The 19,618-nt window shown below is 61.4% G+C and carries 18 protein-coding genes; 7 read left to right on the forward strand and 11 right to left on the reverse strand.

Annotated elements, in window-relative coordinates; genetic code table 11:
• Window positions 1-249: 249 nt before the first annotated feature.
• From P9250_RS12770 to P9250_RS12795, 6 genes are all read right to left on the reverse strand, one after another.
• Entirely contained in the window at window positions 250-1,677 is a 1,428-nt protein-coding gene (locus tag P9250_RS12770; RefSeq protein WP_244829589.1) for an OprD family outer membrane porin, read from the reverse strand.
• A gap of 228 nt (window positions 1,678-1,905) precedes the next feature.
• On the reverse strand, window positions 1,906-2,898 hold the full coding sequence (gene oppF, locus P9250_RS12775) for a murein tripeptide/oligopeptide ABC transporter ATP binding protein OppF (protein ID WP_310393362.1): 993 nt from the start codon (window positions 2,896-2,898) through the stop codon (window positions 1,906-1,908).
• Window positions 2,891-3,889 (reverse strand): oligopeptide/dipeptide ABC transporter ATP-binding protein, encoded by a 999-nt coding sequence (locus tag P9250_RS12780; protein ID WP_310393363.1) that lies wholly within the window; start codon window positions 3,887-3,889, stop codon window positions 2,891-2,893. Before P9250_RS12780 ends, oppF begins: the two co-directional genes overlap by 8 nt.
• A gap of 3 nt (window positions 3,890-3,892) precedes the next feature.
• Entirely contained in the window at window positions 3,893-4,783 is an 891-nt protein-coding gene (locus tag P9250_RS12785; RefSeq protein ID WP_250467162.1) for an ABC transporter permease subunit, read from the reverse strand.
• Between the two features lie 10 nt (window positions 4,784-4,793).
• Window positions 4,794-5,714, reverse strand: a complete 921-nt coding sequence (oppB, locus tag P9250_RS12790) for an oligopeptide ABC transporter permease OppB (protein ID WP_244829572.1) — start codon at window positions 5,712-5,714, stop codon at window positions 4,794-4,796.
• 7 nt (window positions 5,715-5,721) lie between these two features.
• The gene (locus P9250_RS12795) at window positions 5,722-7,341 is read right to left on the reverse strand and encodes a peptide ABC transporter substrate-binding protein (protein WP_310393366.1); all 1,620 of its coding nucleotides are present in this window, start codon (window positions 7,339-7,341) and stop codon (window positions 5,722-5,724) included.
• A 403-nt stretch (window positions 7,342-7,744) separates the two neighbouring features.
• Between P9250_RS12795 and P9250_RS12800 the strand changes: the two genes are divergently transcribed.
• A complete protein-coding gene (locus P9250_RS12800) occupies window positions 7,745-8,647 on the forward strand; it encodes a LysR substrate-binding domain-containing protein (protein ID WP_309849044.1) in 903 nt (300 codons plus the stop codon).
• A gap of 190 nt (window positions 8,648-8,837) precedes the next feature.
• Here P9250_RS12800 and P9250_RS12805 read toward each other — a convergent pair whose 3' ends face one another.
• Window positions 8,838-9,308, reverse strand: a complete 471-nt coding sequence (locus P9250_RS12805) for a VOC family protein (protein ID WP_310393368.1) — start codon at window positions 9,306-9,308, stop codon at window positions 8,838-8,840.
• Window positions 9,309-9,474: 166 nt separating this feature from the next.
• Between P9250_RS12805 and P9250_RS12810 the strand changes: the two genes are divergently transcribed.
• From P9250_RS12810 to P9250_RS12820, 3 genes are all read left to right on the forward strand, one after another.
• Window positions 9,475-10,236, forward strand: a complete 762-nt coding sequence (locus P9250_RS12810) for an SDR family NAD(P)-dependent oxidoreductase (RefSeq protein WP_250493457.1) — start codon at window positions 9,475-9,477, stop codon at window positions 10,234-10,236.
• A 90-nt stretch (window positions 10,237-10,326) separates the two neighbouring features.
• Entirely contained in the window at window positions 10,327-12,060 is a 1,734-nt protein-coding gene (gene ggt, locus P9250_RS12815; RefSeq protein WP_250467169.1) for a gamma-glutamyltransferase, read from the forward strand.
• 329 nt (window positions 12,061-12,389) lie between these two features.
• Window positions 12,390-13,796 (forward strand): NCS2 family permease, encoded by a 1,407-nt coding sequence (locus P9250_RS12820; RefSeq protein WP_244829561.1) that lies wholly within the window; start codon window positions 12,390-12,392, stop codon window positions 13,794-13,796.
• 154 nt (window positions 13,797-13,950) lie between these two features.
• Here the strand turns inward: P9250_RS12820 and P9250_RS12825 are convergent, their stop codons facing one another.
• Window positions 13,951-14,103 carry a hypothetical protein gene (locus P9250_RS12825; protein ID WP_244829554.1) on the reverse strand — a complete coding sequence of 51 codons (153 nt, stop codon included), beginning with the start codon at window positions 14,101-14,103 and terminating at the stop codon, window positions 13,951-13,953.
• 283 nt (window positions 14,104-14,386) lie between these two features.
• On the opposite strand from P9250_RS12825, the gene P9250_RS12830 reads away from it, so the two are divergent.
• Together P9250_RS12830 and P9250_RS12835 are read left to right on the forward strand one after the other, a co-directional pair.
• Window positions 14,387-15,904, forward strand: coding sequence for an ATPase domain-containing protein (locus P9250_RS12830; RefSeq protein ID WP_309849032.1), 1,518 nt, complete (start codon window positions 14,387-14,389; stop codon window positions 15,902-15,904).
• Between the two features lie 4 nt (window positions 15,905-15,908).
• A complete protein-coding gene (locus P9250_RS12835) occupies window positions 15,909-17,588 on the forward strand; it encodes a response regulator (RefSeq protein WP_250467170.1) in 1,680 nt (559 codons plus the stop codon).
• Window positions 17,589-17,627: 39 nt separating this feature from the next.
• Here P9250_RS12835 and P9250_RS12840 read toward each other — a convergent pair whose 3' ends face one another.
• Window positions 17,628-17,897 carry a DUF1488 domain-containing protein gene (locus P9250_RS12840; RefSeq protein ID WP_244829549.1) on the reverse strand — a complete coding sequence of 90 codons (270 nt, stop codon included), beginning with the start codon at window positions 17,895-17,897 and terminating at the stop codon, window positions 17,628-17,630.
• A complete protein-coding gene (locus P9250_RS12845; protein ID WP_309960232.1) occupies window positions 17,898-18,272 on the reverse strand; it encodes a hypothetical protein in 375 nt (124 codons plus the stop codon).
• Window positions 18,273-18,724: 452 nt separating this feature from the next.
• Between P9250_RS12845 and P9250_RS12850 the strand changes: the two genes are divergently transcribed.
• Window positions 18,725-19,060: a hypothetical protein gene (locus P9250_RS12850; protein WP_250510097.1), complete on the forward strand. Its 336-nt coding sequence runs from the start codon at window positions 18,725-18,727 to the stop codon at window positions 19,058-19,060.
• Between the two features lie 42 nt (window positions 19,061-19,102).
• Here the strand turns inward: P9250_RS12850 and P9250_RS12855 are convergent, their stop codons facing one another.
• Window positions 19,103-19,567 (reverse strand): RbsD/FucU family protein, encoded by a 465-nt coding sequence (locus P9250_RS12855; protein WP_244829546.1) that lies wholly within the window; start codon window positions 19,565-19,567, stop codon window positions 19,103-19,105.
• Window positions 19,568-19,618: the final 51 nt, after the last annotated feature.

The raw sequence follows: 19,618 nt of genomic DNA on the forward strand, positions 1-19,618 counted from the left end.
TACACAGTATTTGATATATCAAGTAAGTCAAGCGAAAGAAACGGCGGGGTTTTCACTTAGAACGATGCATACCGTAAGCGCATGAAAGCTAACCGCCGCGCGTTGAACGGACGAAAAAAAGCCCGGCAGTCACGAGGCTGCCGGGCGATGGGCGTGGGCGAGACATGGCAATCCGCAACACGCACTCTCTTTATATATGAAAGCTATACGTAATGTAAAGAGGAGATTTTGTAGGATTCTCGTTTCGCGTCAGAACACGTTCACCGGGACGTTGACCATGAGTCGATACACGTCGCTCGTTCCGTCCGAATAGTATTGGCTGCCGTGATGGTGCATGTAGTAAAACTTGACCGACGTGTTTTTGAACTTGCCGTCCGGCACCGTATAGCTCGGTATCACGCCAATTTCATAGTGCGTGCCATGCACCGGCTGCCCGTCCTTCCAGTAGAGCCCGTGCTGGCTGCTATCCGGGTTGGCATATTGGTTGGCCATGGCGGTCGCATCCGCGTCCCAGCCATACGCGCCCCACAGCGTGAACTTCAGGCCGGGCACGCCGTACTCCTTCATGTTGAGCGAATACGACAGACTCACGGACTTTTCGTGCGGCGCGTTGTAGTCGACATCCAGCGAATTCGAGAGATAGTCGCCCGCGGATTGGCCCACGTAGTCGAAGAACTGATCGCTTGCAATCTGCTGAAATGCAAATTGAAGCGTATGCGCGCCGTGCGTGCCGGCAAGCGCCAGGCTGTACGCGTTGTTGTTGATCGAGCCTTGGCGCTTGTCGCCGATCGCGCCCGTGTAGTAGTAGTTCAGCGCGCCGGTCCAGCGCACGGTTTTCGGGTCGCCGATACTTTGCGTCGCCGAGAGGTAGTACTGCTGCCACACGTTGTTCGCGACGCTGCCGTAGAGCGTGACGGCGGTATCGTCGCCATGGGTCCAATCGCCGCCGAAATACGTGAACTGCGACATGTGCGTGCCGCCGTACTCGGTGGTCAGGCCCGTAACGCTCGCCATGCCGCGCGCGATCACGCCATCCACGGTACCGGCCTTCAAGGTCAGATTCTTGATCTCGTCGCTGGCAAGCGAGAAGCCGCGATATGTCGGCGGCAGCGCGCGATTGTCGTGCGGCACGAGAAACGGGTTATCGAAGAGTTGCTGGCCATACTTGAACACGGTGTTCGAAACACGCGCCTTCACGTCCCACACGCCGGGATACGCCCACGCGAGTTGCGTGCGCCCCGCTTCGCCCGGCGCGCCGATCCGCACGCGGTTGCCCGCGCCGCTGCCGCCGTTGAGCTTGAGCGCGCCGAACATCGTCAGATCGAAACCGAGACCGACGAGACCGCGCGTGTAACCCGATTCGAATACCGCTTGCTCGCCGAGCACCCACGCGTCCTTCTTCTCCGCGCCCTTCGCTTCGAAATGCTCGGTGTAAGAGCGCGTGAGCAAGTTCAGATGCGAGTCTTCGATCAGCCCTTTCGATTTCGCCTGATTGCTCACGGGCGCATCCGCCTCGGTATTGGGCGGCGATGAAGGCGGCGCCTCGGTGTGCCGCGACGGCGGGTCGGTATCGTCGGTCTGTGCCGGGGCTTGTTGCCCGTAGGACGCGACCGAAGCGGCCATGAAGCCGCTGAAAAGCAAAATGGAAAGCGCGAGGGAACGTTTTTGTTTTTTCATGAAAAGTATCTCCAACTACTGACTCAACCTGTTGATTGCTCCATCGAAATCCATGAAGGATTCCGAAACGAACGGATGCGAAAAGCCACGTCCGGCGATACAAACGGTCGGGACGAACGTGGCAAACGGCTAGGGCGAACAGAAGACGCGCTATGCTGCGCGCGAGCGAAATTGATAGTGCTTTATGGCCAGTTTCCGGGTTCCTCTATTCGACGTGTTTAGATGTAATCAAGCAAAGAAGCAGGCGGCGGAGGATCCCTCCGCCAACGCGCGCAGCGTGGGCGTCTCCAGCGAACAACGCGACTCGGCCATGGGACAGCGCGTATGAAACACGCAGCCCGATGGCGGGTCGATCGGGCTCGGAATATCGCCGGAAAGAATCTGCACGACCTTGGCGCGCTCGACCGACGGGTCCGGCACCGGCACGGCCGAAAGCAGCGCGCGCGTGTACGGATGGCGCGGCGTTTCATAAAGTGCGTGTTTGTCGGCAAGCTCCATTACGCGGCCGAGGTACATCACCATCACGCGGTCGGAGATATGGCGCACCACGGCGAGATCGTGCGCGATGAAGATCAGTGAGAGCTTCATCTCCTTCTGAAGCGACTTCAGCAAATTGACGATTTGCGCCTGGATGGAGACATCGAGCGCGGACACCGGCTCGTCGCAGATCACGAGTTTCGGCTCGACGATCAACGCGCGCGCAATGCCGATGCGCTGACACTGCCCGCCCGAAAACTCGTGCGGATAGCGGTTGATCATCTGTTCGCGCAGACCCACCTTCGCCATCAACGCGCGCACCTTAACGTCGATCTCGTGCCGGCTCATGCCCGGCCGATGTTCGAGCAAAGGCTCCGCGATGATCTGCCCGACCGTCATACGCGGATCGAGCGATGCCAGCGGGTCCTGAAAGATTATCTGCACGTCGCCGCGTACGCGATGCCATTCGCGCGTCGATGCTTCGCGCAACGGCGCGCCCATCCACACGATATCGCCGGCGGTCGCGGGAATGAGGTTGAGAATGGCGCGCGAGAGCGTGGACTTGCCGCAGCCCGATTCGCCGACCACGCCGAGCGTTTCGCCCGCCTTCAGATCGAAGCTCACGCCGTCGACGGCCTTGAGCGTGCGCGACGGCGCCCACGGCAAGCGCTTCTTCGACTTCACCTGAAAATGCACGCGGACATCGCGCACGGAAAGTATCGTCGGGGCCGATGCATCAGACATGGCTCGCCTCCTGATAGCGGGTGATCATGTCTTCGGCGGGACGGTGGCAGGCGCGCAGCCAGTGCACGCCATCGACCGGCCGCAACGCGGGCACCTGCTGCACGCAGTCTTCGGCGGCATGCGCGCAACGTTCGTGAAACGGGCAGCCCGCGGGCGGATGCGCCATGTTCGGCGGATTGCCCGGAATGCCGGTCAGTTCGCCGCCGCTCTTGTCGAGACGCGGCAGCGCGCGCAAGAGCCCGATGGTGTACGGATGCGACGGCTTTGCGAACAGCGTGCTCGCATCGCACTGCTCCATCACGCGGCCGCCGTACATCACCATGACCTTTTCGCAGAGACCGGCCACCACGCCGAGGTCGTGCGTGATCAACACGATCGACGTGCCGAAGTCGCGCTGCAGATCGCGCAGCAATTGCAGCACTTGCGCCTGCACGGTGACGTCGAGCGCGGTGGTCGGTTCATCGGCGAAAAGCACTTCGGGCTCGCAGAGCAGCGCCATGGCGATCATCACGCGCTGACGCATGCCGCCCGACAACTCATGCGGATATTGTCCGATACGATGCGCCGCTTCCGGGATGCGTACCGCTTCGAGCATGCCGATGGCGCGCTTTTTCGCCGCGCGGCGCGTCATGTTCTTGTGCAGTTCGAGCACTTCGGTCATCTGCCGTTCGATGCTCAGGTACGGATTGAGCGAACTCATCGGGTCCTGAAAGATCATCGAGAGACGGTTGCCGCGAATGCGGTTCAGCGCCTTGCCCGACAGCCCGAGCAAATTTTTCCCGCGATACAGCGCCTGCCCGCTCGCGCGTCCGTTCGATGCAAGCAGCCCAAGCATGGCGAGCACGCTCTGGCTCTTGCCCGAACCCGATTCGCCGACGATACCGAGCGTTTCCCCCGCTTCCAGCGTGAAGTTAACGCCGTTGACCGCGCGCACGGTGGCGTCGTTGGTCTTGAACTCGACCTGAAGATCGCTGACTTGAAGTAGCGGCATGATTCACCTGTCCTTCGGATCGAGTGCGTCGCGCAAACCGTCGCCGACGAAGTTGATGCAATAGAGCGTGATCGAAAGCAGCGCCGCCGGACACAGCAAAATCCACGGCGAGGTTTCCATCACGCCTACGCCGTCCTGAATCAGCACGCCCCAGCTCGTCATCGGTTCCTGCACGCCAAGCCCGAGAAACGACAGCACGGATTCGGTGAGAATGACGCCGGGCACCGTGACGGTGGTATAGATCGCGACGATGCCGAGCAGATTCGGCACCACATGCCGCACGATGATGCGCGAGGTCGGCACGCCGATGGCGCGCGCCGCTTCCACGTATTCCTTCGAGCGAATGGCGAGCGTCTGGCCGCGCACCACGCGCGCCATGTCCATCCACGAGAACACGGTGATGGTGAGCACGACGAGATAGAACTCGCGGCCGAGCAGCGTGACCATGAGAATGGCGATCAGCAGGTACGGAATGGCGTACATCATGTCGACGAAACGCATCATCGCGTTATCGATCTTCCCGCCGATGAATCCCGCCAGCGCGCCCCACACGATGCCGAGCGTGACCGATGTCAACGTGGCGAGCGCGCCGATCACGAGCGACACGCGTCCGCCGATGAGACAGCGCACAAGCAGATCGCGCCCGGTTTCATCGGTGCCGAAGAGGTGCCAGTTTTCGAACGTGGGCGCGGCGCTCATGGCGTTCCAGTCGGCGGAATCGAACTGATTCGGCAAGAGCCACGGTCCGACTACGCAGATAAGCGTGATGACCGCGAGCAACGCGAGACTGACCACCGCCGCCTTGTTGCGCACGAAGCGCGCGCGGGCGTCCTGCCAGGGGCTTCGGCCCGCGACGGCCTGTTCCAAGAGCGGCGCTAAAGATACGGATTTCATTGGGCGCCCTTTAGTAACGGATCTTCGGATCGAGCCACGCATAGGCGAGGTCGACCAAAAGGTTGAGCAGCACGGCCACCACCGTGACGAGCACGACGAGTCCCAGCACCAGTGTGTAATCGCGGTTGGCCGCGCCGTTCACGATCAGCTTGCCGATGCCCGGCAACGAGAACACGGACTCCGTCACGACCGCCGCCGTGATCGAGGAAATCGCGAGCGGACCGAGCACCGAGACGACTGGAATGAGCGTGGGCTTCATCGCATGGCGAAGCACGATGGTGCGCATGGGCAAGCCCTTCGCGCGCGCGGTGCGGATGTACTGCGTGTTCATCACTTCGATGAGACTCGCACGCGTCACACGGCCCACGGTGGCGACGTTGATCATCACGAGCAGCGCGATGGGCAGCACCATGTAGCGCATCTGAAAGTCGTTCCAGCCGCCCGCGGGAAGCCATTTCAGCGCAATGGCGAACACGAGGATCAGTACCGGCCCGATCACGAACGAGGGAAACGCGTTGCCCGCGTTGCTCACGAACATGAGCGCGTAATCGATCATGCTGTTGCGTCGAAGCGCCGCCGCCACGCCGAAGGCGACGCCGATAATGATGGCGAGCAGCATCGACACGCCGCCGATGGAGAGCGACACCGGCAAGGCGCGCAGCACGAGTTCGTTCACGCTCCAGTCGGCATAGCGGAACGAGGCGCCCAGGTCGCCGTGCAACAAGCTGTCGAGATACAGCAGGTACTGCTTCCACAACGGCTCGCCGAGGTGATACTTCGCCTGCAGATTCGCGAGCACTTCGGCGGAAACCTTGCGCTCGCCGTCGAACGGACCACCGGGCGTGGCGTGCAGCAGCAAATAGCACACCGTGATCACGATGAGAAGCGTAGGCAGCGTGAGCAGCACGCGCCGCAATGTATAAGACCACATAGGTATCTCAGTGCTTGACGATGTAGAGGTCCTTGCTGCCGTAGTGATCCATCGGATTCTTGAGCGAATAGCCGCCTACGTAGCTCTTCACCAGTCGCGGCAGGCCGTATTGCAGGAGCGGCAGGAACGGATAATCCTCCATCACGAGTTTCGCCGCCTGCGTCTGCAACTGCGTGCGCTTCGCCTGATCGGTCGTCTCGCTGGCTTGCTGCGCGAGGGCGTCGGCCTTCGGATTGCAATTGAAGTTGTCGTTCTGCTCGGACTTGCACTGCACGAGCGTGAGGAACGTGGTGGCGTCGTTGTAGTCGGCGACCCAGCCATTGCGCGCGATCTGATAGTCGCCCTCGTGACGCTTCTTGACCAGAACCTTGAATTCCATCGATTCGATCTGCGTGTCGAGGCCGAGCTTGGTCTTCCATTCCGACGCCGCGAAAATCGCCATTTTCTTGTTGTAGTCGCTCGTGTTCATGGCGAAACGCAGCTTCGTGCCGGGTTTCACGCCGGCTTGTTCGAGCAGTTTCTTCGCTTCCTCGACGCGCTTGGACATCGGCCAGGCAGACCAGTCATATGCCGATACATCCGCGCCCTGCACGCCCTTGGGCATCAGCCCGTACATGGGCGTCTGGCCGTCGGCGGTCACGCGCTGCGCGAGCAGATCGCGGTCGATCACCATCGACAAGGCCTTGCGCACGCGCACGTCCTTCAGGAGCGGATCGCGATTGTTGAAGCTGTAATAGCGCGTGCCGAGGATCAGCGAATTGCGAATGTCGTTCGGAAACTGCTGGCGATACTTGGCAAACGTGCCAGTCGGAATCTGATAAGTCATGTCGTTATCGCCCGACTGGAAGAGCTTCACGTCCGTGTTTTCGTCCTCGACGGGCAGATAGGTCACTTGCGTCAGCTGCACATGTTCCTTGTCCCAGTAACTCGCGTTCTTCGTCAGCACGAGCTTGCTGTTGACCTGCCAGTCCTTCAACTGAAACGCGCCGTTGCTCACGAGCTTGCCCGGCTTGGTCCAGTCTTTCCCATATTTCTCGACGCCCGCGCGATACACCGGCGCAAAGTTCTGATTCGACATCAGTTCCGGGAGGAACGGCACGAGGCCAGCGGTCTTGACTTCGATCGTATAGGCGTCGATGGCGCGCACGCCGAGCGCGCTGGCCGGCTTCTTGCCCGCGACGATCTCGGCGCCATTCAGGAGAAACGGCCCGAACACGCTCGCATAAGAAGATGCCGTCTTCGGGTCGATGAAACGCTGCCAGCCGTACACGAAATCGTTTGCACTGACAGCCTCGCCATTGGACCAACGGGCGTTCTTGCGCAGATGGAAGAGCCAGGTTGTCGCGTCCTTCTGCTCCCACTTTTCGGCCACGCCCGGCACCAAGGTGCCGTCCGCGTTGGCGGCGGTGAGGCTCTCGAACAGGTCGCGCGTGACGTTCGCCGCCACGACCGTTTCGACCAGCGCGGGGTCGAGCGTTTCGACTTCGGAGCCGTTATTGCGCACCAGTTCCTGCTTGGCGGCAAGCGTAACGCCCGACGGCACGATGGCAGCGTGCGCCGACATCGTGAAGGCCAGCGCCGCGAGCATCGCGAGAGTGTATTTGGGCGTAAGTGAGGTCGTGCGCATTGCGTTTTCCTTCTTGTCTCGTTGTCTTGGTTATCGTTGCTGTTGCGCCGGTCGTTTAGTTCGGCTGCACTAAACAATTGGCTCAACGAATCATCATGGCTAGATTCGTAGAGCCCGAAGCACTGCCCCCGCGCGCCGCGGCCAGCCTTTGGCTTACACCGGGCCTTTCATCGCGCTTCTAGGTTGGCGGCGAGTATTTCGTATCAATAAGACAGATGCCACTCACATGTGGTTATAGTGACTAAATTTTTCGAATACTCGTGCGAATTGTTGGCAAAACACACACGGCCGGCATGCGTCAAAGCGCATCGAAAAGGCAGTAAAGCATTGTTTCCTATAAGATCTGCGTCCTCGCAGTACCGAAACTGCACTACCAGAGCCGCTTGACAAAGCCGTCCCCAAAATGATTCGTTTTCGCCAGATCGAGGCATTCCGTAGCCTCATCATGACGGGCACCAGCGTCGGCGCCGCCCGCAAACTCCATGTGACGCAACCGGCCATCAGCCGCCTGATTGCCGATCTCGAAGCCGATCTCGGCTTCAGCCTCTTCAGCCGTATCGGCGGCCGTCTGAATCCGACCAACGCGGGCCTGCGCTTCTATAAGTCCGTCGAGGAAAACTTCCTCGGGCTGGAGCGCCTGAAACAGGTCGCGCAGATGATCCGCGACGAAGCCTCGGACGGCCTGACCGTCGCCTGCATGCCGGTGTTGGCCACCACGTTGTTGCCGCCCGTGCTTGCCGACTTCACGGAGCGTCATCCGGGCGTGCCGATCAAGGTGGATTCGGTGAAGGTGCCCGAGGTGCTCGTCAGCCTGCAAAATCACACCGCCGATGTTGCCTTGAGTCAGGCATTTCCCGCGGTGGCAGGCATTGAAGTGGAGACCTTGCTGAAAGCGCGTGCGCTTTGCGCCATGCCCGCGTCGCACAGGCTCGCTGCGAAGAAGATCATCCGTCCGGACGACTTGCGCGGCGAGAAGCTGATCGGCTGGCTGCCCAATGCGCGGCAGCCTTACGAGGCAGAGCAATCGCTCATTTCGGCGACCGAAGAAAGGCCGCGCTACACCGTGCTCACCGACACTGCCCACACGCGCTACGCGATGGTCGCGGGCGGTCTGGGCGTGTCGATCGTCGAGCCGTTCGCGGCCAAGGTCTGGCGCTCGCACGGCGTGGTCGTGCGGCCGTTCGAAACCGATATCGAATATGAATACGCGCTGTCGTATCCGGGCAGCGGCATTCGTTCGGATCTCGTCGCGTCGTTCAGGGAATCGGTGCGGCGCGTGGTCGAGACGTATTCGTTCGATGCGTAGCGGCTTCGTTCGAGCGTGGCGCGCGGTTCACCCGCGTTTCGATGCGTAGTGAATTCTTCGCGGCGCTCGCGCTGACAAGCGCGCTTCGTAGCTGGCGAATTCATCGTGGCGCGTCGTTCCGACGGACGCGTGCTCCACGCGAGCCGACTCGTCGCGCATATCGTAAGCGCGTCAGATGGGCGTTAAAGAATCACGCCCCGCCAAACAACGCCTCCGCCCTCCGCTGCATCTCCTCCGGCGACACATCTTCGCGGTGCGTTGCCACCCACCACACATGCCCATACGGATCGCGAATCTTGCCGCCGCGATCGCCATAGAACTGGTCTTCGACCGCGCGCAGAATGGTCGCGCCCTGGTCCACCGCGCGCTGGGCGACGGCATCGACGTCATCGACATAGAGATGCAGCATCACGGGGCTGCCGCCTATGGAGAGCGGGCCTTTCACATCCATCTCCGGAAATTCGTCGCACAGATAGACGATCTTGCCGCCGATAGACAACTCCGCATGCCCGATGCGCCCGCCCGGCTGTTCGAGCCGGTAGATCTCGGTAGCGCCGAACACCTTCGTATAGAACTCGATGGCCGTCACGCCGCCCGCCACCGCGATGTACGGGATCACGCCCTGACGGTCGGCGGGGATGGGATCGACTTGTGCGTTCATGTGCGTCTCCTGGTTTCACTTCGACGTGAGCAGATGAACATGTTGCCACTGTTTGCGGCCGGTTTGGGCGCGGCTTGCGCGCCGCCCGACGCCGCCCGCGAATGCTCCGTATACTCTTGGCTGGCGCAACCTGTCCCGTTCATAAAACAACCACACTGGAGCACTCATGCACGATCTGAAAGGCAAATCGATCCTCATCACCGGCGCGAGCACGGGCATCGGCGCGGCGGCGGCGCGTGCGTTCGGCCAATACGGCGCGAATGTCGCGGTGCACTACAACAGCTCGAAGGACCAAGCCGAGCAAGTGGCGAGCGACGTGCGCGCGCTGGGAGTCTCGGCCGTCACCGTGGGTGCGGACGTGCGCGATTCGAAGGCCATCGATGCCGCCGTCGCCGCGACGGTCGAAGCCTTCGGCAAGATCGACGTGCTCATCAACAACGCGGGAAGCCTCGTCAAGCGCGAGCCGATCGGCGACGTTACCGACGAACTCTTCGACGAAGTCATGCATATCAATGCGCGCTCGGTGGTTGCATTCACGCGCGCGGCGCTGCCCTCGCTGCGTTCGGGCGGCGGCGGTTCGATCATCAACGTGACGTCAGTCGCGGCGCGCAACGGCGGCGGTCCAGGCGCGCTGCTTTATGCGGCGTCGAAAGGCTTTGTCAGCACGATCACCAAGGGCATGGCCAAGGAACTGATGGGCGATCGCATCCGCGTGAACGCCGTCGCGCCCGGCGTGATCCAGACGCCGTTTCAGGAGCGCTTCACCTCGCCGGAACAGCTCGAATCCTTCCGCAAGTCAATTCCGATGGGCTTCATAGGCGAGCCGGACGACTGCAGCGGCGCGTTCCTCTATCTCGCCTCCGAGGCGATGTCGCGCTATGTGACTGGCCAGATCATCGACGTGAACGGCGGTCAGTTGATGCCTTGAGCGCATGATGCGGCGCGTGCCATTTCTTGGCGCGCCGCGAACATGGTATAAGCGCTTACAACCCCGAAAAGCCTAAGGAGAACGCAGGAGATGCAGTCGAAAAGAGAACCGCGCTTTCGCACGCTCGCATTGAGCGCCATCGTTGCCTCGGCGCTTCTGGCGGCCGGTTTCGTCGAAACCACGCCCGCCGTTGCCAAGACCGCGGACACTCAGCCGCAAGTCCTCACCGCCTCGGCCGTGGCGGTTGCCGACAAGTTCGCCGCCGACACCGCCGAGCAGATCCTGAAGCAAGGCGGTAACGCGGTCGATGCAGCCGTCGCCATCGCCTTCACGCTCGCGGTGACTTATCCGGAAGCGGGCAATATCGGCGGCGGCGGATTCATGACGCTGTACGTGGATCATCGTCCGTACTTCCTCGACTATCGCGAACGCGCGCCGCTCACCGCCACACGCAACATGTATCTCGACGACAAGGGCGAGGTCATCAAGGGCATGAGCCTTTACGGACATCGCGCGGTCGGCGTGCCTGGCACGGTGGAAGGCATGTGGCAGGCGCAAAAGCGCTTCGGCAAGCTGAAGTGGAAGCAGGTGCTCGCGCCCGCCATCAAGTATGCGGAAAACGGCTTTCTCGTCGACGATCAACTGATTTCCCGGCGTGACGCCGCATCGAAGGATTTCGCCGGCAAGACGAATTTCGATCTCTACTTCGGCGGCATGAAGGCGGGTCAGGTATTCAAGCAGCCCGATCTCGCGGATACCTTGCAGCGCATCTCCGACAAGGGCGCCAAGGGCTTCTACGAAGGCAGAACGGCCGAGCTGATCGCCACTTCCATGGCGGGCCACGGCCTCATCACGTCGCGCGATCTGAAAGACTACAAGGCGGTCTGGCGGCAACCGATCGTCGCGAGCTGGAACGGCTATCGCGTGATCACCGCGCCGCCGCCGAGTTCGGGCGGCGTCGGCCTCGTGCAGTTGCTCAAGATGAAGGCGGACCTGAAGGACAAGTTCGAAGGCGTGCCGCTGGATTCGGCGCAGTACATTCACCTCGTCGCGGAAATCGAGAAACGCGTCTTCGCCGATCGTGCGCAATATCTCGGCGATCCCGACTTCTACAAGGTGCCGGTTGCACAACTCACCGACGACGACTACATCCTGAAACGCGCACAGGAAGTGAATCCCGACAAGCCCTCGGAGACGAAGAGCGTGCTGCCGGGCCTCGGTACATCGATGCCCGAGAAAGCGGAGACGACGCACTTTTCTGTCGTCGACAAATGGGGCAACGCGGTGTCGAACACGTACACCATCAACGGCTACTTCGGCTCGGGCGTGATCGCCGAAGGCACGGGCGTCGTGCTCAACGACGAGATGGACGACTTCGCTTCCAAGCCAGGCGTGCCGAACATGTTCGGCGTGGTCGGCAGCGACGCCAACGCCATCGAGCCGAAGAAGCGGCCGCTGTCTTCCATGACGCCGACCATCCTCACGCGCGACGACAAGGTCGCGATGGTAATCGGCACGCCGGGCGGCTCGCGCATTTTCACGTCGATCTTCCAGGTGCTCTCGAACGTCTACGACTTCAACTTGCCGCTACCTGAAGCCGTGGGCGCGACGCGTTTTCATCATCAGTTGCTGCCGCCGGACACAATCTACCAGGAGCCGTTCCATCAGCTCGATCCGGAAGTCGTGAAGCAGCTCGAAGACAAGGGCTATAAGTTCACGATGCAAGGCTTCAATGGCGACATTCAGGCTATCCGCATCAACGGCGACACGCCCGAGCCCATGTCCGACCCGCGCGGACGCGGTGTATCGCGAATCATGCAGTAATGGGTTTGTCAGGGCGTACGTGACGAAGCATTCACCCCCAACGCCGGCCTAGGCATTTGCCCTAGTCCGGCGTTTATCGTTCTGGCGGGAAGCCCCAGCCAGCTTAGGACTCTCAGAAATATAAGAATGTTGGCATGAGCGGCATGTTTTCCACGGGATTGGACCTCGCGTTGCGTTCCCATAGTCTTTGTCCTGACCGAGTGCAGCCATCAGCGGCGAGCACGAGGCTACATCCAGAACTAAATACGAGACGACCCTGACGACGGACCGCAGTGCGCTTGATTGCGCGCACGGTCGACCGTTTCAGCGTGCTGATAAAGGAGCAGCTCATGTTGGAATCCCCCGCCCAGCAGCTTGGCGACATCGACATTTCCCCTATCGAACGAGAGGACACGGCACCGACCGCGAGCGGCGGCTTTCTTGACCGCTACTTCGGCATATCGCTCGCTGGCAGCACGGAAAAAACCGAAGTGGTCGCGGGCATCACGACCTTTCTCGCGATGGTCTACTCCGTGTTCGTCGTGCCGGGCATGCTCGGCAAGGCCGGTTTCGATACCAGCGCGGTGTTCGTCGCCGTGTGCCTCACGACCGCGTTCGGCTCGCTGCTGATGGGCGTATGGGCGCGTCTGCCTATCGCGATTGGTTGCGCCATCTCGCTGACCGCATTCACCGCGTTCGGCCTCGTGCTCGGCAAAGGCCTCTCGCCTGCCATCGCACTGGGCGCCGTGTTCCTGATGGGCGTCGTTTTCACCGCGATCTCCGTGACTGGCGTGCGCTCGTGGATCTTGCGCAATCTGCCGACGGGCGTCGCGCATGGCACGGGCATCGGCATCGGCTTGTTTCTGCTGCTGATCGCGTCCAACGACGTCGGCCTGATCGTTAAAAATCCCGCGCCGGGCATGCCGGTTTCGCTGGGCGCGATCCGCGCATTTCCCGTGCTGATGTCGGTGCTCGGCCTGGCGGCGATTTTCGGGCTTGAACGCCGGCGCGTGCCGGGCGGCATTCTGCTCGTGGTGGTCGGCCTGTCGGCTATCGGCCTGATCTTCGATCCGTCCGTGCGCTTTCACGGCGTGTTCGCGCTGCCTTCGCTCGCGACGCCGGGACACGCGTCGCTCATCGGCGCGATGGACATCAAGGGCGCGCTCTCGATGGCCGTGCTGCCGAGCGTGCTCGCACTCGTGATGACCGCCGTGTTCGATGCCACCGGAACGATCCGCGCCGTCGCGGGCCAGGCGGGTCAGATCGACGCCAACGGGCGCATCGTCAACGGCGGACGCGCGCTGACGGCCGATTCGCTCAGCTCGATCTTCTCCGCATGCTTCGGTGGTGCACCGGCGGCGGCGTATATCGAATCGTCGGTGGGCGTGGCGGCGGGCGCAAAGACGGGGCTTGCGGCAACGGTCGTCGGCCTGCTCTTTCTCGCGGTGATGTTCCTTTCGCCGCTCGCCGGCCTCGTGCCTTCCTACGCGACGGCGCCCGCCTTGATGTACGTCGGCCTGCTCATGCTCGGCAACGTGAGCAAGCTGCACATGGACGATACCGTCGACTCCATGTCCGGGCTCGTATGCGCCGTGTTCATCGTGCTGTCGGCGAATATCGTCACCGGCATCATGCTTGGCTTCTGCACGCTGGTGATCGGGCGGATCGTGGCGGGCGAGTATCGCAAGCTGAACGTGGGGACGGTCGCGATCGCGATCGTGCTCGCGGTGTTCTATCTCGGCGGCTGGGCGATCTAGACGTCGCCATCCGATGCGACAACGGCGCGCTCTCCGTGAGGAGGCGCGCCGTTGTCGCTCTGGCGATGCGCTACGCGCTCGCAAAAGACAAACGCCCCGGAAGCCATTCGCTTCCGGGGCGTTGCTTTGAAACTTTGACCGGGTACTGTCCTACTTACTTGGTGCGGCGATACGATTCGACGAGCATCTCGCAGTTTTGCAGATGCAATTGCAGCGCGCGATTCCACTCACGGCGCACCGTTGCCTTCGCCGAGCGCAGGAACGAACCGAACGAAACGAACAAAGATTGTTGAGCGGTGGTTTTCATGGCGTCTCTCAGGTAAAGAATCAGGGTAACTAGCTAGGGGATAACCCTAACTATACCCTTTTCATGCTGCATTGCAACCGAATCTTAAAAAGCGTCGCTCTGGTTTGGATTTTTGCAACAGGAATTTGCTGGATAGTCGGTAAATTTAACGAACGTCGCAGCGCCGGCGTGTACTGGCTCGCTTCTTGCAGCCGCCACGCGAGGCGCGGGCGTTCCCCAATGTTTTCCGATTGCTCGCGCGAAAGGCTAGATAAAAAGGCCAGACAACAGAAAGCGCAAGCACATGCCAGAAAAAACCACGCAAGCCCTGCCCGCCCGCATTCCGACGGGCATCGAGGGAGTCGACGACATTCTCGGCGGCGGATTGACGCCGCATCGCATGTATTTGATCGAAGGTGCGCCGGGTGCGGGCAAAACGACTCTCGCCTTGCAGTTCTTACTCAAGGGCGCGGAAGTCGGCGAGCCAGGTCTTTATGTGACGCTTTCGGAGACGAAGGAAGAACTCGTCGCCGTGGCCGAAAGCCATGGCTGGGACACGAAGCGCTTTACCATCATCGAACTTCTATCGGACGAAGGGCTCGACCCGCGTTACGAGCAGACCGTTCTGCATCCCGCTGAAGTGGAACTGGGCGAAACCGTGCGCGATGTCATCGCGCAAGTGGATGAAGTGAAGCCCGCGCGACTCGTCTTCGACAGCTTGTCCGAGTTGCGCATGCTCTCGCAAAACCCGCTGCGTTATCGCAGACAGATTCTCGCGTTGAAGCGTTACTTCGCGACGCGCGCCTGCACCGTCATGCTGCTCGACGACAACACGTCCGAGCCGGGCGATCTGCAGTTGCACAGCATCGCGCACGGCGTGCTGTGCCTCGACAATCTCGTGCACGACTACGGCGGCGAGCGCCGGCGCCTGCGGATTGCGAAGATGCGCGGCATCAAGTTTCGCGAAGGTTTTCACGACATGACGTTGAACACCGGCGGCATTGAAGTCTATCCGCGTCTGATCGCGTCTGAACATCACGCCGATTTTTCGGCAAAGCCGCTCAGCACCGGCACGGCCGGGCTGGATGCGCTTCTCGGCGGCGGCCTCGTGCCAGGCACCAATACGCTCATCGTCGGGCCGTCGGGCGTGGGCAAGACGACCACCGTGACCTCGTGTCTGCTCGCCGCGCTCGAACGCGGCGAGCCGTGCGTCTACTATCTTTTCGATGAAACGCGCACCACGCTTTTGCGGCGCTCGACGAGCCTCGGCATCGATCTGCGGCCGCATCTCGACAGCGGCTTGCTGAACTTGCGCCAGGTCGATCCCGCCGAAATATCGCCCGGAGAGTTCACGAGCAGCGTGCGACAGAGCGTCGAACAGGGCAACGCGCGCTACGTTGCCATCGACAGCCTGAACGCGTATCTGCAAGCGATGCCCGGCGAGCGCTACCTGCTCCTGCAAATGCACGAACTGCTCACCTATCTGAACCAGCGCGGCGTCATCACGATGCTGGTGCTGGGGCAGCATGGAATCATCGGCGAAATACAGAGCGACGTGGATATCAGTTATCTCAGCGACGTGGTCCTGCTGTTTCGCTACTTCGAGCGTCAAGGCGAAGTGCTGACGGCGCTGACCGCCGTGAAAAGCCGCGCGAGCGGCCATGAGCGCTCGATTCGTCAATTTCAGCTGGGCGCGGGCGGGCTGAACGTCGGCGAGGCATTGCGCGACTTCGAAGGCATTCTGAGCGGCCTGCCTTCGTACAAGGGCGGCACGGCCATGCTGGTTCCCGACACCAGTCACGCGGGCTCCTCGGGGAACTAGCGCCATGGAGTTTCGCGTTCTGATAGTGGCGCCATTCGGCCGCGATGCCGACGTAATCGCCGATGTCCTCGCATTCGATGACCGCGATTGCTTCGCGTGCGCCGATTCGGTTTGCCTCACCGCCGAACTCGACCGCGGCGCGGGCACTGCCATCGTCACCGAGGAATCGCTCAAGAGCGACAACGGCGAAGTGCTCGCCGCCTGGATCGACCGGCAACCGGCGTGGTCCGACTTTCCCATCATTCTGCTTTCAGGACGCGCAACCGAACGGCGCTCGGCCGCGAGTATCGACATGCTGGAGCGTCTTGGCAACGTGCTCGTCCTCGAACGTCCTCTGAACTCGGAGACCTTGCGCCGCGCGGTGATGTCGTCGCTGCGGGCGCGTGCGCGCCAGTACGATGCGCGCCGGCATCTCGCGGAGTCGGAGCAGCATCTGATCGCGCGCTCGAAGGCGCAGGAAGCGCTCGAACGGCTCAACGACTCGCTGGAAAGCCGCATCGCCGAGCGCACCCAGGAACTGGCATCGGCAAATAATCGCCTGATGCGCGAAATCCACGAGCGCGCCAAGGTGCAGGCCGTGCTCGTGCAGTCGCAAAAGATGGAGGCGCTCGGGCAATTGACGGGCGGCATCGCGCATGATTTCAACAATCTGCTGAATGTCATCATGGCGAACGCGGAATTGATCGCGCGAATCAGCAGCGACGAGCGCGTGCGCAAAATGGCCGCGACGACCAAGCGCGCCACCGAACGCGGCGCCAAGCTCACCGCGCAGTTGCTGACGTTTTCGCGCACCAGCAATCTCGATTTGAAAGCGGTCAACGTCGCGTCGCTTTTGCAAGGCATGCGCGACATCATCTCGATCTCGCTCGGCTCGTCGATCGCGTTCACCACGACCTCCGATTCCGAAGATCTCTGGACCCAGGCGGATGCCAATCAGCTGGAACTGGCCGTCCTCAATCTCACGATCAATGCGCGCGACGCCATGCCCGGCGGCGGGCGCCTCACGATCCACGCGGGCGAGCGCCCCGCGCCCGACGAAACCTTCACGGCTGGACGCTACGTGGTCATCCGTGTGAGCGATTCGGGCTCGGGCATCGAGCCAGGCGTGCTGTCGCGCGTGTTCGACCCGTTCTTCACGACCAAACCAGTCGGCAAAGGGACGGGGCTCGGCTTGAGCCAGGTCTACGGCATCGCGCGGCAGGCGGGCGGCGTGGCGCGTATCGAAAGCGAACCGGGCAAAGGGACGAGCGTCGAAATCTGGTTGCCGCTGGGCGCGAAGGATTTGCAGGAAGCCGACGTTGCGCTCAAACCCGAGGACAGCGCATCGGGCGCGAAGCGCATCCTCGTGGTCGAAGACGACGAAGACGTGCGCGAGATGCTCGTCGAATGTCTGCAGACGCTCGGCTATTCGGTGACACACGCCTGCGACGGCCCCAACGGCCTCAAGCGCCTGCCACTGGACCATCCCGATCTGATGATGGTCGACTTCGCGATGCCCGGCATGAACGGCATGGAGGTGATCGCGAAAGCGCGTGAACTGCGTGCCGATCTGCCGGTGATCCTGGCAACGGGCTATGCGGACGTCGATGTATCGAAGATCAAGGAAAAGCGCTTCGCTGCGCTGCGCAAGCCGTTTCAGCTCGATGAACTCGCGCGCACGGTGCGTATTGCGCTGGACAACTGAAGCCGCCGCGACAACGTGACGATTGAACGGCGTTGAACGCTACTCGTGGATCGTATAACGATTCTGAGGGCCGCCCGTGTAGAGACCCTTCGCCAGTTCGAGAATGCGTTCGCGATTACGGTCGAACGTGGCGAGCAGCGCCATCTCACCCGTGCCCATGCCAGGATTCAGCGCGGCAAGCGTCTTGTCCTCGACCAGAAAGCTGATCTCGCGCTTGCTGTCGTAACCCCAGAAGCACACGCCGTGTCTTGCGGCGTCGTAGCTGCGGCTGGGGTTCGGGAAGTTGAGGACTTCCGCGGGCTTTCCCATCTAGACACCCGGGCCCACGTAACGCCACTTGCTCGCGTTGACGTCGATAAGCGCGTCATTGTCGCGGCGCTTTTGAGCGCGCTCGCTGTCCGCGTTGCTCAGCGCCGATGCACGCGACTTCTGCGCGATCGTATATTCGCTTTGCTTGACGGCCACGGCGGGATTGACTTTGGGTCTCGTTGTCATGCTGGTTCCAGTCCGGAAAGAGAAAACATCGGGACTCGGTGGTGGGCGTCTGACTTCCACTTCGATGGCGAAGTCAAAATAAAGCGTCGTCGCGCCATGCACCGAGGACAGCTTGAACGAATGTCGCGCTAAGGCTATTTCTTCTTCACGGATGCGCTGGCTTCCGCGCTTTTCTTGGGCGTGGCCCACGATACAGCCGCTGCCGGCGACTCTACTTTCTTCGGCTGTTTGGGCTTTTTAGCCTCTTTATTTCCGCGTACCTGACCTTTTGCCATGATCCTGCTCCCCGACTTGCACAGACGCGAAGGCGACTGCTGCGCCACATAGTGTGGGCGCTTTCGGAGGAACTGTCGCGATTTATTTTTTTACCGGCAGTTTTGAGGAATGAAAGCATGGCTCGAAGCCTTTTCGAAGCTTTTATAGCATGCCTTAATATCAAGCCGAAACTGCCTCATTCTGCTTGCTCCTCCCCGATACCGTTTGCTTTTCGCTCGCTTTGAGCGCATGGTGAGGCAGCATCACTACACGTTGAAACTGCCCTGATCCGCATTTGTCCAGTACTGGCGGCATCGCTTATCGAGCAAGTTTTCTGACTGTCATTTCACGAGACACGTCGCACCAAGCCGCGTGCATTTGACAACGTGTTCGCGTTTCATGGCGAGCAGACCTTCGACGAGTTGCCGGTCTCGAAAGAGCCGGTATCGGAAGAACTTCGCTGGCGGCGCGAAACCAGCCAAAGCCAGTTTTCCGACAACGAAGGTGAATCTATGTGGACCTGCATACGATGCAGCGGCAGGATCTCGCGCGCCAAGGCCGAAGCTAGCGTCGACAGCTTCGGCTGCTATTTCATCTGCAAGGTATGCTCGCGCCGTAATACGCTCGTGGATGTCTCGCTTCCCGCCGGGCCGACCCTGCTTGCGCAGGCGCCCGACAGAAAGCCGCGCTGGGTTGCCCGGCCGGCTATTCTGTTTTCATGATCGCGGTCAGGCGCCGCAAGCTAGTGTCAAGAAATCAGCGTGTCATTGCGCTGGCGTGTCGGGCGCGAGTTGCACGCCCTTTTTGAAGATGAAGCAGCCGTAGCCGCGCGCTTCGCTCGTCTGAATCACGCAATAAGCCTGTTTGGCGCGCTCGTAAAAAGCGAAGCGCTCGACGGGCGCGAGCGGAACGGCGCGGCCTTCGGCGTCGTCGACTTCGCGTTGTACTTCACGCTGTACGGCAGGCAGCGCATCCGGGTCGCCGACCACTTCCATGCGCTCGGCGGGATGATCGACGAACGTATCCAGCGGCAGCACAGACAACACGGCCCGCACCGCACGCGGCGCGTTGATGCCGTCGAGACGCAGCAATTGTCCGCGCACGGTCTGACGCGCGACGGAATCGCCGGGAAAGTTGGCGTCGCAGATGACGACTTCATCGCCGTGGCCCATCGCGCAGAGTGCGTGAAGGATGTCGGCGTTGAGCAAGGGATCGAGATTCTTCAGCATGTTCCTGTCGTTCTCCGTGGACATTGAAACCGGGTTTGCCGACGTATGGTA

It is taken from the genome of Caballeronia sp. LP006 (assembly GCF_031450995.1).
Taxonomy (GTDB): Bacteria; Pseudomonadota; Gammaproteobacteria; order Burkholderiales; family Burkholderiaceae; genus Caballeronia.